A 16,075-nucleotide genomic window follows, 5' to 3' on the forward strand; every position below is an offset into this window, starting at 1 on the left:
GTACCACCCATGACCGACGAACCACGTCAGAACGGCCACCCGCGCCCCCTCGGCCGGCGGGCCTTCGTCACCGCATCCGGTGCGATCGTGGCAGCGGTGGCCCTGCCGGGCGTCGCGGCCCACGCGGCGCCGGCCGGCACCCGCGCCGCGGCCGCCGCGGCTGCCGCTTCCGCCGCCCTGCCCGCCTTCCCCGGCGCCCAGGGGGGCGGTATGTACGCCACGGGAGGCCGCGGCGGCGCCGTCTACGAGGTCACCAACCTCGACGACTCCGGACCGGGATCGCTGCGCGACGCCGTGTCCGGCAGCAACAGGACCGTCGTCTTCCGTGTCTCCGGCACCATCCAGCTCGACGGCGGCCTGGACATCACGGGCTCGAACCTGACGATCGCCGGCCAGACGGCGCCCGGCGGCGGCATCTGCGTGGCCGGTAACGAGACGGAGATCAAGGGCAGCAACATCATCATGCGGTACCTGCGGTTCCGCGCCGGGGACACGCTCGGCACCGGGATCGACTGCTTCGGCATGGAGCAGTGCGAGAACGTCATCATCGACCACTGCTCGTTCAGCTGGGCCGTCGACGAGAACTGTTCGCCGTACAAGAACAAGAACGTCACCATGCAGTGGTGCATCATCTCCGAGCCGCTGACCATGTCGCGCCACGAGAAGGGACGGCACGGCTTCGGCGGCATCTGGGGCGGCGACAACGTGGCGTACCACCACAACCTGCTCGTCCACAACGGCGGCCGCAACCCCCGGTTCGGCTTCGAGGAGGGCCTCCTCCAGCACGTCGACCACCGCAACAACGTCATCTACAACTACGGCTACACCTCCTGCTACGGCGGCGAGTGGGCCGAGGGCATCAACGTCGTCGGCAACTACTACAAGCCGGGCCCGAACACACTGGCCGATGTCGCCCCGGTCGTCGTCCGCCCCGACCGGTTCGGCTCCTGGTACGTCCAGGGCAACGTCATCGAGGGCCACGACGACGTGACGCAGGACAACCGCGAGGGCATCGAGCTGAACGTCGGCGGCATCACGCTGCTCGACACGCCCGTCGCCCTGCCCGACCCCCTGCCCGAGGAGACCGCGCAGGAGGCGTACGAGGCCGTCCTGAACGGAGCCGGCGCGATCCTGCCCCGGCGCGACGCGATCGACGCGCGCATCGTCGCCGACGTCCGCAACGGCACCGGCCGTATGATCAACTCCCAGACCGAGGTGGGGGGCTGGGTCCCGCTGGTCTCCGCCGAGCCGCCCGCCGACTCCGACCACGACGGCATCCCGGACGCCTGGCAGGGCGAGGCCGAGGGCGGCTACACCCGCCTGGAGACCTACCTCAACTCGATCGTGCGCACGGGCGGGGACAACCCGGTGGTGGCCATCACCTCGCCCACGCCCGACCAGGTCTACGCCGGGACGGGCACCACCGCCGACATCACCGTGGAGGTCGAGGCGACGGCGGACAGCGGTGCGTCGATCGCCACCGTCGAGTACTACGCGGGTGACACGAAGCTGGGTGAGACCACCAGGGCGCCGCACGCCTTCACCTGGACGGGCGCCCCGGACGGCACGCACTACCTGACCGCGCGCGCCACCGACTCCTCCGGCACGGCCACCACGTCCACCTGCCTCCCGGTCCACGTCAACCACACGACGGCGACCACGCCGTGGCGGCTGAAGAACATCGGCAAGGTGCCCGTTGCCGGCTCGGCGGCGCTGGCGGGCGCGGCCATCACCCTCAAGGGCTCCGGCAAGATCAAGGGCCGCAAGGACGCCTTCACCTTCCTCCATCAGCCGATCCAGGCGCCCGACGACGAGGTCGTGGAGATCATCGCCCGGATCGACTCCCTCGCCGCGGTGTACGAGGGCGTCATCGCCGGGGTGATGGTGCGCGAGAACCTCACGCCGGACTCGGCGTTCCTGATGCTCGGCATCACCTACCTCGACGGCGGGCTGAAGGCGCGGGGGCTGCGGATCGGCCGGTACGGGACGCAGACGTCCGACAGCAACTTCCCCTGGGACGAGGACGAGCACCTCGACGAGCTGCCGTACTACCTGCGCATCACCAAGCGCGGCGACGAGTTCCAGGGGCACATCTCGCCGGACGGGCTGACCTGGGCGGGTCACGTCGTCTTCGAGCGGATCCCCATGGCGGACCGTGTCTTCATGGGTCTCGCGATCGACGCCAACAAGGAGGCCAACAGGGTGGCCAACTACTGCACGGCCACGTTCGGCAAGGTGCAGATCAACAAGTGACCGGGAGCGCCCCATGAAGCAGGCCGCGCCCCGCCCGGTGAGGGCGGGGCGCGGCCGTTCGGTCAGTTGTCGGCCAGCGGCATCCACACGCGCATCGCGCCGTCACCGCGGTTGTCCCACTGGAAGTACGGGAGCGCCGTGGCCGTGGTGCGTCCGGTCGTGGTGGCCGAGGCGGGCGGGTGGGTCAGGTAGGGGAGCCCGGCCTCGTGCGCGCCCGCGACCGTGACCGTGTCGGCCTCGATCCTCACCGTGCGCCCGATCCCGGGAATCTCCTCCTCGGCGGTGACGCGCAGCTCGCTGCCGGGCAGCAGCGCCAGCTCGTCCACGTCGACGCCCTCGGCCAGGTCGATCTGCTCGAAGCAGTAGACGAGCGGCCCGCGCTCGATCGCCGCGCACCCGCGCAGAGCGTCGATGCGCGGGTGCGGCACCGTCAGGCGGGGCATCATGTCGAGGTGGAGGCTGACGGTGTCGCCGGCCCGCCACTCCCGCTGCACGGTGACGTAGCCGCGCTCGTCCCGGGTGACCTCGCGGGCCGAACCGCCCTGTTCCAGAAGGGCCCTGGTGCTCCACGGCGGGATCCGGAAGGCCAGTCCCCATTCCCCGCCGGGCGCCTCGTCGACCGTCACCGTGACGGTCCCGTCCCACGGGTAGCCGGTCTCGATACGCAGCTTTGCCGTGCCGCCTCCGATCCGGGTGGTGAGGGCCGTGGGCGCGTACTGCTGCACGTACAGCGTGTCGCCGGCCACCGTCGCCAGATAGTGCTCCAGCGCGGCGACGATCCGGGTGAACGCGGGCGGGCAGCAGGCCGAGTAGAACCACTCGTCGCGGTAGCGCGGGTCGCCCACGTGATCCGCGTGGTCGGCGCGCCGCTGCAGCGGGTTGCCCTTGTAGTACCGCTTGCCGTCGGCCGAGCGGGCCGAGGCGAACCCGTTGTACAGGGTCCGCTCGATCAGGTCGGCGTAGCGGGCGTCCCCCGTGGCGAGCAGCAGCCGCCAGGACCACTGGATGGACGCGGCCTGTGCGCAGGTCTCGTTGTAGCCGAGGTCCGGTGGCAACTCGTATGCCTCGCCGAAGACTTCGGCCACCTGCCGGGAGCCGAGGCCGCCGGTGAGCGCGGTTCGGGAGGCGACCATGTCCTCCCAGCGGGTGACGGAGGCCCGCAGCAGGGACTCGTCGCCGGTCTCCAGGTAGAGGTCGACGACGCCCGCCTCCATGTACAGGGCGCGCACCGCGTGGCCGGTGATCGTGGGGGCCTCGCGCACCGGCAGATGGTCGATGCGGCTCCGGGCGCCCCACTTGTGGGGGCCGACGAGGCCGCGTCCGCGCTCGTCGACGAACTTCCTCGCCAGCGCCAGGTACCGCTCCTCACCGGTGACCCGGTACAGCTCGACCAGGGCCGTCTCCACCTCGGGATGGCCGTCGAGCGGTGGATCCTCGCGGTCCAGGAAATCGGCCACGAGGCGGTCGGCGAACCGGCGGGCGACGGCGAGCAGCCGCTCGTCACCGAAGGAGCGCCGGGCGGCGACGGCGGCCTGGAAGAGATGGCCCGCGCAGTACATCTCGTGGCTGTCGACGAGCTGGTTCCACCGCTCGCCGGGCTTGACCACCTGGGAGTGGGAGTGGAGGTAGCCGTCGTCCTGCTGGGCGGCCTCCAGCAGCGCGGTGGCGCGGTCGATGAACTCCGCTGTCGCGTCGTCCGGGCCGTGCTGCAGCTCGAAGGCGGCGGTCTCCAGCACCTTGGCGACGTCGGAGTCCATGGCGACCGGGCCTCGGTACCCGGCCCCCGGCCGCTCGCCCGCGGCCTGCCGCAGGTTGTCGAAGTTCCCGGCCTTCTCCAGCCAGGAGAACGCGAGAGGCAGGCTGTTCTCGCGGGTGACCTTCTGCCACAACTGCCAGAGGCCGCCGGTCAGTTCGACGCGGTCGAAAACGACCGGCCGGTGCGCGGTGCGTGCGACGGGGGTGGGGACGATCGGTCCGTTCACGGTGACTCCTCACGTGATGTCGGGAGCTACATACGGGGCCGGGCGAGGAAGGCGATCGTCTGGTCGCGGATCCGGAGGATGTGCGCCTCCAGCAGGTCGCGGGCCGCGAGCCGGTCGCCGCGCTCCAGCGCGTCGACCACGGCCCGGTGCTCGGCGACGGCCGTGTTCAGCCGCGACGCGGTGATGGGTGCCTCCATCCCGGCGCGTGTGACATGGATGCTCAGGTGCAGATCGTCGTGGAGTTCGAGCAGCCGGGGCAGGCCGCCCAGCTCCACGATCGCGCGGTGGAAGCGGCTGTCGTTGTCCCGGAACTCGATGTAGCGGCTGTGGTCCTTCAGGGAGAGCCGGCCCAGCTCCTCGGCCTCGTCCACGAGCTCGCGCAGCTTCGCGGGCGGTTCGAGGTCCGTGCGCTCGGAGAAGAGGCGCAGGCTGTGCGATTCGAGCATCAGCCGCAGCTCGAAGAGTTCGTAGAGACTGGACAGCGAGGGTATGGCGACCGTGAACCCCGCGGTCGTGTCGTACGCCAGCAGGCCCCGTTCGTAGAGTCTGCCGACCGCGCTGCGCACGGGGGTGCGGCTCATGCCGAGGCGCCGCGCGAACTCGCGCACCGGCACGGGCTGCCCGGGGGAGGGGTGCTCCTTCGTCAGCCAGTCGACGAGGGCCTGCCGGGCCCGGCTCTCCAGGCTCTCGTCCTGCCCGGGGCCGGCGGATGCCGCCGCGTCCTCGTGGGCCGCTGCCGTTCTCGGTGGGTTCATGCCGCCTCCCCTGGCGCCGCTGGTCCGTTCGAGCGGGTGGCTACGCGCCACATGCCTGCGCCCATGGTATGCCGCTGGTCGACCGGGCGTCTCCCCGTTCCCGGACAAGTTCTCGGAGAGCAACTAAATCTTGCCGCACGAGGGTTGACGATGTTTTACCCGAACAACACACTCATGGCATACCAGCGACATGCCCTTGGGGTGCCTATGTCGAACCACCAGCTGCACGGGATCATCGCACCGGTCGTCCTTCCCATGGGGGCCACCGGAGCGGTGGATCAGCGCTCGCTGGAATGCCACATCGAGCACCTGCTCGACGCCGGCGTTCACGGGCTCTGGATGAACGGCACGACGGGGGAGTTCCACGCCCTCGACTCCGACGAGCGGGCCGTGGCGGTGCGCGTCGCCGCCAAGGTCGCCGCCGGCCGGGCGCCCGTCGTGGCCCATGTCGGCGACACCGCGACCCGGCTCGCGGTCACCCACGCACGCGCCGCGGTGGCGGCGGGAGCCGATCAGCTCGCCGTCATCGCCCCCTATTTCACCGAGTTCAGCCAGGAAGAACTGTGCGACCACTACCGGCGGATCTCCGGGGCCGTCGGCTTCCCGATCTTCTCCTACCACATGCCGCAGCTGACGAAGGTCAGTCTGAGCGCGGACTCCGTGCTGCGGCTCGCCAAGGAGGGAGTCCTCGCCGGCATCAAGGACAGCGCGGGCGACATGACCTGGTTCCGCCAGCTCGTGCGCCGCGCCGCCGCGCTGGGACTGCCGCTGCGCTGCTTCACGGGCGGCAGCAGCATCACCGACCTCTCGCTGTACGTCGGCGCCGCCGGCGCCACCTCGTCCCTCGCCAACCTCACGCCGCGGCATCTGGTCGCGATGTACGAGGCCGCCCGCGCGGAGGACTGGGTGCGGGCCCGACTGATGCAGGACCAGCTCGAAGACCTGGTGGAGGCGATGCGCCTGGCACGCCGCGCCCCTTCGCTCGCCGCCGTGGTCAGCACGTACAAGTTCGTCCTCGCCGCACTCGGCCGCATCGAGGCAGGACATGCGGCGGAGCCCCTGGCCCACCTCGGCAGTGACGAGAAGAGCCGCCTCGCCTCGACCGTGGTGCCGATGGTCCGGGAGCTGGAGGCGGCGGCAGACCGGACGGCTCGTCAGGAAGCACGTCAGAAGGAGCGTGAAGATGACTCCCGGACCGACACCGAATAGGCACCTCGGACGAAGAGACATGCTGCGGGCGGGCGCCGGCCTCCTCGTGGTCGCCACCGCCTCCGGCTGCGGGTTCTTCGAGACCGCCCCGGACGACAGCCGCGGCGGCGGGGGAGCGAAGGGCAAGGAGGCGCCCTCGCTGAAGAAGCAGGTCGAGGCCGGGAAACTGCCCAAGGTCGAGGACCGCCTCCCGGCCAAGCCCCTTGAGGTCAAGCCCCTGGAGGAGACCGGTGCCTACGGCGGCACCTGGCACTCCGCGATGATCACCCAGGAGGACACCGGCTGGCTGCGCTACGCCGTGGGCTACGAGCCGCTGGTGCGCTGGGCGCCCGTCTGGCAAGGCGTCACCAAGACGGAGATCCTCCCCAACGTCTGTGAGAAGTACGAAGTGCTGGGTGGCGGAAAGGAGTTCGTCTTCCACCTCCGCAAGGGCCTCAGATGGTCCGACGGCGAGCCCGTCACCGTCGAGGACCTCGACTTCGCCTTCAACGACTGCAACATCAACAGCGAGCTCCACCAGCACGGCGTCTACGAGCTGTGGCAGTCCGCTTCCGGCAGGCCGGCCCGTTTCGAGATCGTGGACGACCTCACCGTCAAGTACGTCTACGAGGAGCCGAAGCCCGGCTTCCTGGAGGAGTTCGCGGGCACCACCGGCCTTCAGCCCATCCTGCCCAAGCACTACCTCAAGCAGTTCCACCCGAAGTACAACGAGGACGCCGACAAGCTGGCGAAGGCGGCCGGGCTGACCAACTGGATCGACCACATGCCCCTCGTGTCGGAGATGTTCGCCAATCCGAAGCTGCCGACCCTCAACGCCTGGCTGCCGCGGAACGCGGTCACCAAGGGCAGTCAGGTGGTCTGCGACCGCAACCCCTACTACTGGAAGGTCGACCCCGACGGCAGCCAGCTGCCGTACATCGACAAGGTCATCATCGACATCGTCCAGGAGGTGGAGGTCGAGCTCCTCAAGATCTCCAACGGCGATCTGGACATGCAGCTCTACCATTTCGGCACCGTCCGCAACAAGCCGGTCATCGTGCGCAACCGCTCCAAGGGCGGCTACCGCGTCATCGACGTGGAGCCCGACGCGGCCAACACATTGATCATCGGCCTCAACCAGACCCACCCCGACAAGAAGAAGCGCGCGCTCTACGCGAACAAGGACTTCCGCATCGGGCTCTCGTACGCCATCAACCGGCAGAAGATCATCGACACCGTCTTCGCCGGCCAGGGGCAGCCCTGGCAGGCCGCACCCAACCCGGGGCACGAACTGCTCAACGAGGAACTGGGCAGGCAGTACACCGAGTTCTCCGTGGCCAAGGCCAACGAGCATCTGGACAAGGCGGGCTTCACCCGGCGCAACGGCGACGGCATCCGTCTCACTCCGGACGGCGATCCCGTGGCCTTCACCGTGCTGATCGTCTCCGAGTATGCCGACCAGGTCGACGCCATGGACATGATCCGCAGCGACTGGCTGAAGGTGGGCGTCGACGCCACGCTCTCCCGCGTGGCCGAAACCCTGTACTGGGAGCGGGTCGAGAGCGGCAGGTCGGAGGCCGCCACCTGGGACTGCAACAACTTCGACCTGCGTACCGGAACCGGTGGCAACCACTACTACGTGCCGACCAACCCGCGTGGCGGCTCCCGCTACGGGGGCGAATGGGCCAAGTGGTACATGCAGGACGGCCGCGGCGAGGAGCCCCCGGCACGGATCAAGGAGCAGCTGGAGCTCTTCGACCGGATGCGCGCCACGTTCGACGCCGACGAGGCCCTTCGCATCGCCCAGCTGATCCTGGAGATCACCAAGGAGCAGTTCTACTACATCGGGATCTCGACCCCGCCCAAGGACTACGGGATCGCCAAGACGAACCTGGGCAACGTGCCCAAGGAGTTCAACAGCAACGGACTGCACCAGATGCCGGGCCCCAGCAATCCCAGCACCTACTACTTCAGGGCCTGACGGCCGGACGGGAGAGAAGGCATGCTCGCGTTTCTCTGCCGGCGTCTCGGCTGGATGGCCGTCACGCTGTGGGCCGTCTCGCTCGCGACGTTCTTCATCATCAGCCTTCCGCCGGGCGACTACGTCTCCACGCTCCAGGCCAACGCGGAGGAGCGGGGCGAGGTGATGGGTCCGGCGGAGGTGGCCGCGCTGCGCGAGCGCTACGGCCTGGACCAGTCCTTCCTCGCCCAGTACTGGAAGTGGATCGGCAACATCGTCCTGCACGGCGACTTCGGCCAGGCGTTCGCCTGGAACAGCCAGCCGGTCGGCGACCTGATCTGGGACCGCGTGGCCCTGTCCTTCTTCCTCTCCGTCGCCACCATGCTCATCATCTGGGCCATCGCCTGGCCGATCGGCATCTACTCCGCCGTACGCCAGTACTCGCCCGGCGACTACACCGCCACGTTCTTCGGGTTCATCGGCATGGCGGTGCCGGAGTTCATGCTGGCGCTGGTGCTGATGTGGGTCGGCATGCGCTACTTCCACCTGAGTCCCGGCGGCCTGTTCTCGCCGGAGTACCAGGACGCCGCCTGGAACCTCGGCAAGCTCCTGGACGCGGCGAGCCATCTGTGGCTGCCGATCCTCATCATCGCCGTCTCCGGCACCGCGGGCGGCATCCGCATCATCCGCGCCAACCTCCTGGACGAGCTGTACAAGCCGTACGTCGTCGCGGCCCGTGCCAAGGGGCTGCCGGAGTGGAAACTGCTCCTGAAGTACCCGGTGCGCACCTCGATGAGCCCGTTCTTCTCCACCGTCGGCTGGCTGCTGCCCGGACTGATCAGCGGCGAGACCATCATCTCGATCGTGATGAACCTGCCGACGACGGGCCCGCTGATGCTCGGCGGCGTCCTCAGCCAGGACATGTACCTGGTGGGCAGTTTCATCCTGATCCTCTCCACCCTGACCGTCATCGGGACCCTGGTCAGCGATCTCGCCCTCGCCTGGTGGGACCCGAGGATCCGGCACAGCTACGAGGGAGGGTGAGCGGCGATGCTGACCAAGGCCAAGACCAAGATCAAAGCCAAGACCAAGACCAAGGCACCGCCGCCCGAACGGGCCGCCGCCGCGCTCGCCGACGAGGCACCGGTCACCGGCGGGTACGCCTCCCCCTGGCGCCTGGTGTGGCGCCGCTTCCGCAAGCACCGCCTGGCGCTGTTCGGTTCCGTCGTGGTGCTGCTGGCCTATCTGGTCGTCGTCTTCGCCGAGATCCTGGCGCCCGGCTCTCCCGGCAACGCCGACGAGAAGCACACCTACGCCCCGCCGCAGATCGTCAGGGTCGATCTGAGCTGGGACGACGGCCTGCGGTTCTACGCCAACGGCTACACCACCAGACGCGACCCGGAGACCTTCGAGCAGATCCACACCGTCGATCCCGACCAGCGCATCCCGCTGACCTTCCTCGCCAAGGGCGACTCCTACGAGATGTGGGGCCTCATCCCCTGGGACCGGCATCTCTTCGGCTCCGCGGACCCCGACCGGAAGGTGTACTTCCTGGGGACGGACCGGTCGGGCCGCGACCTGCTCTCGCGGATCATCCACGGCGCACGCGTCTCGCTCTCCATCGGCCTGGTCGGCGTGGCCGTCAGCTTCCTGCTGGGGCTGTTCTTCGGCGGCATCTCCGGCTACTTCGGCGGAGTGCCCGACCTGGTCATCCAACGCGTCATCGAATTCCTGATGTCGATTCCGACGCTGCCGCTGTGGCTGGCCCTGTCCGCGGCCGTCCCCGACGAATGGGGGCCGCTGGCGCGGTACTTCGCCATCACCTCCATCCTGTCGGTGATCGGCTGGACGGGACTGGCACGGGTGGTGCGCGGCCGCTTCTTCTCGCTGCGCGAGGAGGACTTCGTCACCGCCGCCCGGCTGGACGGCTGCAACCGGCGCCGGATCATCTTCCGGCACATGGTGCCGTCCATGTCCAGCCATGTGATCGCCTCCCTCACGATGGCCGTCCCCGGGATGATCCTCGGCGAGACCGCCATGAGCTTCCTCGGCCTGGGGCTCCAGTCGCCGGCCGTCAGCTGGGGCGTGCTGCTCCAGGAGGCGCAGAACATCCGCACCGTGGAGACCGCCCCATGGCTGCTGATCCCGGGCATCGCGGTGTTCGTCACCGTGCTGGCCATGAACTTCGTCGGCGACGGGCTGCGGGACTCCGCCGACCCGTACAAGTAGGGGGCCCCGCGTGGACTCAGCAGCAACGGCCGCTCGCCCGCTCCTCGAAGTCGAGGACCTGCACACCGAGTTCCAGCTGGACGACGGCCTGGTACGCGCCGTGGACGGCGTCTCGCTGACCATCCGGCGAGGCGAAGTCCTCGCCGTGGTGGGCGAGTCCGGCTGCGGCAAGAGCGTCATGGCCCGTTCGATCCTGCGCCTCGTCGACAAGCCGGGGAAGATCACCGGCGGTCACATCCGGGTGCACACGGACGACGGCGTCGTCGACATGGCACACGCCGACGGTCCGGCCGTACGCACCGTGCGCGGCCGGAGGGTCGCCATGGTCTTCCAGGAGCCCATGGCCTCGATGAGCCCCATGCACACCCTCGGCAACCAGATCGGCGAGGCCGTGCGCCTGCACGAGGGGGTCGGCAAGGAGGAGGCGCGCAAGCGCTCCGTCGAACTGCTGCGCCGCGTGGGGATCCCGGCGCCCGAGCGGCGCGTGGACGAGTACCCGTTCCGGATGAGCGGCGGGATGCTCCAGCGCGCCATGATCGCCATGGCGCTGTCCTGCGGCCCCGACCTGCTGATCGCCGACGAGCCGACCACCGCCCTTGACGTCACCACCCAGGCGCAGATCCTGGAGCTGCTGCGCGAACTCCAGCAGGACTCCGGCATGGCCGTCATGCTCATCACCCACGACCTGGGCGTCGCGGCACAGATGGCCGACCGGATCGCGGTGATGTATCTGGGCGCGGTCGTCGAGACCGGCACCACGGACACCGTGCTGCGCCGCCCCCGCCACCCCTACACACAGGGCCTGCTGCGATCGGTGCCCAAGCTGGGCTCCGCCACGCGGGACCGGCTGCGGCCGGTGCGGGGCATGGTGCCGAGCCCCTATCTGCGCCCGCCGGGGTGCCCGTTCCACCCACGGTGCGAGGAGTTCATGGAAGGCCGCTGCGAGGTGACCGTGCCCGGGCCCGTACCCGCACCGGTGCTCGGGCCCGGGCCCGAGCCCGGGACGCCGGCCGGCGCCCGCACCGACGGCACGGTCAGCTGCCTGCTGTACGAGGACGAAGGCGAGGAATCCGCATGACACCGCCGCCCGCGACACCGGCCGCCACCACCACCGACACGCCCGTCCGTACCGGCGGTGTGCTCCTTGAGACCCACGGCCTGACCAAGCACTTCCCCATCCGCCGGGGCCTGTTCGGCCGCACCATCGGCACCGTACGCGCCGTCGACGGCGTCGACCTGACCGTGCGGTCCGGCCGCACCGTGGCCCTGGTCGGCGAGTCCGGCTGCGGCAAGTCCACCCTCGGCCGCTGCCTGCTCAGCGTCCACCCGGCCACCTCCGGCGAGATCACCTACCACCGCGCCGACGGCACCACCGTGGACCTCGCCGCGCTCGACGAGAAGCAGCTCAAGCCGTACCGCAGCGAGCTGCGCCTGGTCTTCCAGGACCCGTTCGCCTCGCTCAACCCGCGGATGACGCTGCTTCAGATCGTGGGGGAGCCGCTGCGGGTCAACCTGGGTCTCGGCGCCGCCGCCACCGAGGAGCGCGTCGCCGAACTGCTGCGCCGCGTCGGCCTCAGCCCCGAGTACATGCGCCGCTACCCCAACGCCTTCAGCGGCGGCCAGCGCCAGCGCGTCGGCATCGCCCGGGCACTGGCGCTCGCACCCCGCCTCGTGGTGGCCGACGAAGCGGTCAGCGCGCTCGACGTGTCGGTGCGGGCCCAGATCCTCAACCTGCTGAAAGACCTCCAGGACGAGGAGGACCTGACGTACCTCTTCATCTCCCACGACCTGGGCGTCGTGGAGTACATGGCCGACGAGGTCGCCGTCATGTACGTCGGCAAGGTCGTGGAGACCGGAGCCACCGACGTGCTCTACGGCGGGCCGCTGCACCCCTACACGGAGGCCCTGCTGTCCGCGGTGCCCGATCCCGACCCGAGCGCCCGCCGCCGAGAGCGGATCGTGCTGCGCGGCGAGGTCGCCGACCCCTCGCGGGTGCCCGCGGGCTGCCCCTTCCACCCCCGCTGCTTCTACGCCCAGGACCGCTGCCGCACCGACGTGCCGGCGCTGCGCGAGATCACCCCGGGCCGCACGGCGGCCTGCCACTATGCCGGAGAACTGAACCTCAAGGGAGTGACGGGCTGATGAGCGATCCGCGGTTCGACGGGGTGGTCCGGCCGTCGCCGGGCGACCCCAGGCTCCACGAGGCGCTGCTGCCGACCCTCCACCCCGGCGACAGCCACGCCGCCAACCTCCTCGAACTCGACGACGGCGACCTGCTGTGCACCTGGTTCAACGGCCCGGACGAGGGCGACCCCGGCACGAACGTGGTGCTCTCCCGGCTGCCCCTCGGCTCCGACCGGTGGACCACCCCGGTGCTGCTGGCCGCCGACCCCGAGCGCGCCGAGCAGAACCCGGTCCTCGCCCAGGGGCCCGACGGCACCGTCTGGCTGTTCCACCCCTCCGACGAACCGCACGACCAGAAGACGGCCCGGCTGATCGTCCGCACCTCCCCGGACCGCGGCCGCACCTGGAGCCCGCCGCGCACCTTGATCGAGGGGCCCGGCATCTTCGTGCGGAACCCCCCGCTCCTGCTCGGCGACGGCACCTGGCTGCTGCCCGCCTACAGGTGCCGGGAGACGGGCGAGCACAGCACCGTGATGATCAGCAAGGACGGCGGGCACACCTGGGACGAGCACGATCTGCCCGACAGCGACCACCTGGTGCAGATGACCGCGGTGCAGCGCGACGACGGCAGCCTCTTCGCCATGTTCCGCAGCCGCGCCGCGGACCGTATCCACGCCTCCGAGTCCCATGACCTCGGCCGGACCTGGCGGCCCCTGGTGAAGACCGAGCTGCCCAACAACAACTCCGCCGTGCAGCTCACCCGGCTGCGCGGCGGCGCACTGGCGCTGGTCTACAACGACGCCAGCCTGGAGCGCGACCAGTTCCGCTGGGTCGGCGAGGGGGAGGGACGGCGCAGGAAGGCGCTGCGCACGCCGCTGACCCTCGCCCTGTCGGAGGACGGCGGCCGCACCTGGCCGTACCGGCGCGACGTCCAGATCGCCGACGACGAGTACGGGGACAACGAGATGGGCTACTCCTACCCCAGCATCACCCAGACGCGGGACGGACGGCTGCACCTCGCCTACTCCTACCTGCGCAAGACGATCAAACACGTGCGACTCGACGAGGAGTGGGTGCGCGCATGAGCGTGGAGCAGTGGGGCGTCCACGAACTCCGGCTGACGGGCCCCGCGGAGGGGAACCCGTACACCGACGTCCGGTTGAGCGCCTCCTTCCAGTACCGCAACCGCATCGTCGACGTCGACGGCTTCTACGACGGCGACGGTGTCTACCGCATCCGCTTCATGCCCGACCGGCCGGGCACCTGGCACTACACCACACGGTCCGACGCCCCGGCCCTCGACGGGCGGCGCGGCACCTTCGAGTGCGTGCCGCCCGGACCCGGCAACCACGGCCCGGTCCGGGTGTCCGGAGCCCACTCCTTCCGGTACGCCGACGGCACGCCGTACCTGCCGTTCGGGACCACCTGCTACCACTGGACCCACGACGAGGACGAGAAGCGGGAGCGGGGGACCCTGGAGGCGCTGGCCGCCTCCCCGTTCAACAAGATCCGCATGTGCCTGCTCCCGACCGACGAGATGGTGCCGCCGCATCTCGCCTTCCAGGGCGACACTCCGGGCGCCCTGGACAAGACCCGCTTCAACCCGGTCTTCTTCGCCCACTTCGAGCGCCGCCTGCGCGACCTGCTGGAGCTCGGCATCGAGGCGGACGTGATCCTGCTGCACCCCTACGACCGGGGCCACTGGGGCGTCGACGACATGAGCCCCGACGAGGACCGCTTCCTGCTGCGGTACGTCCTGGCCCGGCTGTCCGCGTACCGGCACGTGTGGTGGTCCCTCTCCAACGAGTACGACTTCAACCGCGCCAAGACGGTCGCGGACTGGGACCGCCTCGGCCGGTTCGTGCAGCGCCACGACCCGTACCAGCACCTGCGCTCCATCCACAACGGCACCAGGATGTACAGCTACGAGCGCATCTACGACTTCACCAAGCCCTGGATCACCCACCAGAGCATCCAGCACTGGGACGCCGCCCTCACCGGCCGCTGGCTGGAGAGCTGCCCCAAGCCCGTGGTCATCGACGAGATCGGCTACGAGGGCAGGCTCGGCAAGCGCTGGGGGAACATCACCGGCCGGGCGCTGACCCGCCAGTTCTGGCACGCGGCCGCGGCCGGCGGTTTCGTGGGCCACGGGGAGTGCTATCCGGAGCAGGACCCCGACGGCGCGGGGTGGATCTCCATGGGCGGGCGGCTGCGTGGCGAGAGCGTGCCGCGCATCGCGTTCCTGCGGCGCCTCCTGGAGGAGGCGTCGCCGGCCGACAGCCTGGTCTACTTCGGCGACCGGCAGCACGCCTACCGGGACGTCGAACTGCCGCCGGACGCCGACTGCCGCGTCGCACTCATCGACACCTGGGACATGACGGTCACCGAACTCGACGGCGTGCACCGAGGGACGGTGCGGGCGGAACTGAAGGGACGGCCCGACATGGCGCTGCGGATCCGGAGGACGGCATGACCACGGCCGTGGAGCGATGGGACGTCCTCGCACTCGAACTGCCCGCGGCGGAAGTGGTCTTCACCAAGGGCGACCGGCACTTCACGGCCCGCGGCCCGGAGGTCCGCTTCATGCCCGACGAGGAAGGCGTGTGGACGTACGAAGCGGGCGGCGTGAGCGGGACCTTCGTCTGCACGCCGGCGGGGGAGGGCAACCACGGCCCGGTCCGGGCCGACGGCCTCGGCTTCCGCTACGCCGACGGGACCCCGTACCGTCCGTACGGCACGACCGCCGGGCACGCGGACGCAGGCACCCTCGCGGCGCTGGCCGCGGCCCCCTTCAACCGGGTCCGGATCGGCGCCCCGGACGAGCAGCGCATCCGGGCCCTGCGGGACCTGGGCATCGAGGCCGAGGTGAGGCTCGACGGGGACGGCATCGCGGAGACCGTCTCCCGGCTGGCGGCCTACCGCAACGTCTGGTGGTGCGCCCCCGACGATCCCGAGGTGCTGGCCGAGATCCGCGAGCACGACCACGGCCACCACCTCCTCACCGTCCACGGCGGCATCGACACCGACTTCGGGGCCCCCTGGATCACCCACGCCAGCCTGCGCCACGACCAGGTCCGGGCGATCGCGGGCCTGACGGACGCCCTCGACAAGCCGGTCGTCGTCGACGCCTGCGGCGCGGAGGGAGACGCCCCGGACCCCGAAGGCAGCCTGCCGGCCCAGGAGATGCTCGCCAGAATCTGGGAAGGCATCTGCCAGGGCGGCCATGTGACCCACGCCGAGTCGTACGGCTCGCGCCCCTGGCTCGCCGGTGAGTGCGTCGAGCGCATCGCCTTCCTGCGGCGCGTGCTCGACGACGCGCCCGCCGGCCTGCGGCACAACCCCGCCCACTACGACGCGTCGACGATCGAGGCGCCTGGGGAGTACGTGCTCCAGTACCTCGGGCCGCACCGGTACCCGCGCCGGCGGTTCGAGCTTCCGGACGGGACGTACCGGGTCGACGTCATCGACACCTGGAACATGACCGTACGCACACAGGAGCCCGCGCCCGGGGGCCCCGTCGACGTCGAGCTCCCCGCGGAGCAGTACACGGCGATCCGCATCCGCCGGGCCTGAGCGTACGGCAG

The 16,075-nt window shown here is 70.3% G+C and carries 12 protein-coding genes; 10 read left to right on the top strand and 2 right to left on the bottom strand.

Features of this window, described 5'->3' with window-relative positions; all coding sequences use genetic code 11:
* Window positions 1–9: 9 nt before the first annotated feature.
* The gene (locus KK483_RS33880) at window positions 10–2,253 is read left to right on the top strand and encodes an Ig-like domain-containing protein (protein ID WP_262009036.1); all 2,244 of its coding nucleotides are present in this window, start codon (window positions 10–12) and stop codon (window positions 2,251–2,253) included.
* A 62-nt stretch (window positions 2,254–2,315) separates the two neighbouring features.
* Here the strand turns inward: KK483_RS33880 and KK483_RS33885 are convergent, their stop codons facing one another.
* Both KK483_RS33885 and KK483_RS33890 read right to left on the bottom strand, forming a co-directional pair.
* Window positions 2,316–4,235 carry a glycoside hydrolase family 127 protein gene (locus tag KK483_RS33885; RefSeq protein WP_262009037.1) on the bottom strand — a complete coding sequence of 640 codons (1,920 nt, stop codon included), beginning with the start codon at window positions 4,233–4,235 and terminating at the stop codon, window positions 2,316–2,318.
* A 26-nt stretch (window positions 4,236–4,261) separates the two neighbouring features.
* The gene (locus tag KK483_RS33890; protein ID WP_262009038.1) at window positions 4,262–4,990 is read right to left on the bottom strand and encodes a GntR family transcriptional regulator; all 729 of its coding nucleotides are present in this window, start codon (window positions 4,988–4,990) and stop codon (window positions 4,262–4,264) included.
* 207 nt (window positions 4,991–5,197) lie between these two features.
* Here KK483_RS33890 and KK483_RS33895 point away from each other — a divergent pair, with 207 nt between their 5' ends.
* Genes KK483_RS33895 through KK483_RS33935 form a run of 9 tightly spaced genes read left to right on the top strand, consistent with a single transcriptional unit; the run spans window position 5,198 to window position 16,064 of the window.
* Entirely contained in the window at window positions 5,198–6,199 is a 1,002-nt protein-coding gene (locus KK483_RS33895; RefSeq protein WP_262009039.1) for a dihydrodipicolinate synthase family protein, read from the top strand.
* The gene (locus KK483_RS33900) at window positions 6,174–8,159 is read left to right on the top strand and encodes an ABC transporter substrate-binding protein (protein WP_262009040.1); all 1,986 of its coding nucleotides are present in this window, start codon (window positions 6,174–6,176) and stop codon (window positions 8,157–8,159) included. The genes KK483_RS33895 and KK483_RS33900 overlap by 26 nt, the downstream gene beginning before the upstream one ends.
* Before the next feature lie 21 nt (window positions 8,160–8,180).
* On the top strand, window positions 8,181–9,182 hold the full coding sequence (locus KK483_RS33905) for an ABC transporter permease (RefSeq protein ID WP_262009041.1): 1,002 nt from the start codon (window positions 8,181–8,183) through the stop codon (window positions 9,180–9,182).
* 6 nt (window positions 9,183–9,188) lie between these two features.
* On the top strand, window positions 9,189–10,367 hold the full coding sequence (locus KK483_RS33910) for an ABC transporter permease (protein ID WP_262009042.1): 1,179 nt from the start codon (window positions 9,189–9,191) through the stop codon (window positions 10,365–10,367).
* A gap of 10 nt (window positions 10,368–10,377) precedes the next feature.
* Window positions 10,378–11,445: an ABC transporter ATP-binding protein gene (locus KK483_RS33915; protein ID WP_262009043.1), complete on the top strand. Its 1,068-nt coding sequence runs from the start codon at window positions 10,378–10,380 to the stop codon at window positions 11,443–11,445.
* A complete protein-coding gene (locus tag KK483_RS33920) occupies window positions 11,442–12,509 on the top strand; it encodes an ABC transporter ATP-binding protein (RefSeq protein ID WP_262009044.1) in 1,068 nt (355 codons plus the stop codon). Before KK483_RS33915 ends, KK483_RS33920 begins: the two co-directional genes overlap by 4 nt.
* Window positions 12,509–13,576: an exo-alpha-sialidase gene (locus KK483_RS33925; RefSeq protein ID WP_262009045.1), complete on the top strand. Its 1,068-nt coding sequence runs from the start codon at window positions 12,509–12,511 to the stop codon at window positions 13,574–13,576. Before KK483_RS33920 ends, KK483_RS33925 begins: the two co-directional genes overlap by 1 nt.
* Entirely contained in the window at window positions 13,573–14,964 is a 1,392-nt protein-coding gene (locus KK483_RS33930) for a DUF5060 domain-containing protein (protein ID WP_262009046.1), read from the top strand. The genes KK483_RS33925 and KK483_RS33930 overlap by 4 nt, the downstream gene beginning before the upstream one ends.
* Window positions 14,961–16,064 (top strand): DUF5605 domain-containing protein, encoded by a 1,104-nt coding sequence (locus tag KK483_RS33935; RefSeq protein WP_262009047.1) that lies wholly within the window; start codon window positions 14,961–14,963, stop codon window positions 16,062–16,064. The genes KK483_RS33930 and KK483_RS33935 overlap by 4 nt, the downstream gene beginning before the upstream one ends.
* The last annotated feature ends 11 nt before the right edge of the window (window positions 16,065–16,075 follow it).

It is taken from the genome of Streptomyces sp. FIT100 (assembly GCF_024584805.1).
GTDB lineage: Bacteria > Actinomycetota > Actinomycetes > Streptomycetales > Streptomycetaceae > Streptomyces.

Coding starts and splice junctions, on each gene's coding strand:
- KK483_RS33900 (WP_262009040.1), top strand. CDS start 6,174: ATGACTCCCGGACCGACACCGAATAGGCACCTCGGACGAAGAGACATG.
- KK483_RS33930 (WP_262009046.1), top strand. CDS start 13,573: ATGAGCGTGGAGCAGTGGGGCGTCCACGAACTCCGGCTGACGGGCCCC.
- KK483_RS33905 (WP_262009041.1), top strand. CDS start 8,181: ATGCTCGCGTTTCTCTGCCGGCGTCTCGGCTGGATGGCCGTCACGCTG.
- KK483_RS33890 (WP_262009038.1), bottom strand. CDS start 4,990: ATGAACCCACCGAGAACGGCAGCGGCCCACGAGGACGCGGCGGCATCC.
- KK483_RS33925 (WP_262009045.1), top strand. CDS start 12,509: ATGAGCGATCCGCGGTTCGACGGGGTGGTCCGGCCGTCGCCGGGCGAC.
- KK483_RS33910 (WP_262009042.1), top strand. CDS start 9,189: ATGCTGACCAAGGCCAAGACCAAGATCAAAGCCAAGACCAAGACCAAG.
- KK483_RS33895 (WP_262009039.1), top strand. CDS start 5,198: ATGTCGAACCACCAGCTGCACGGGATCATCGCACCGGTCGTCCTTCCC.
- KK483_RS33920 (WP_262009044.1), top strand. CDS start 11,442: ATGACACCGCCGCCCGCGACACCGGCCGCCACCACCACCGACACGCCC.
- KK483_RS33935 (WP_262009047.1), top strand. CDS start 14,961: ATGACCACGGCCGTGGAGCGATGGGACGTCCTCGCACTCGAACTGCCC.
- KK483_RS33880 (WP_262009036.1), top strand. CDS start 10: ATGACCGACGAACCACGTCAGAACGGCCACCCGCGCCCCCTCGGCCGG.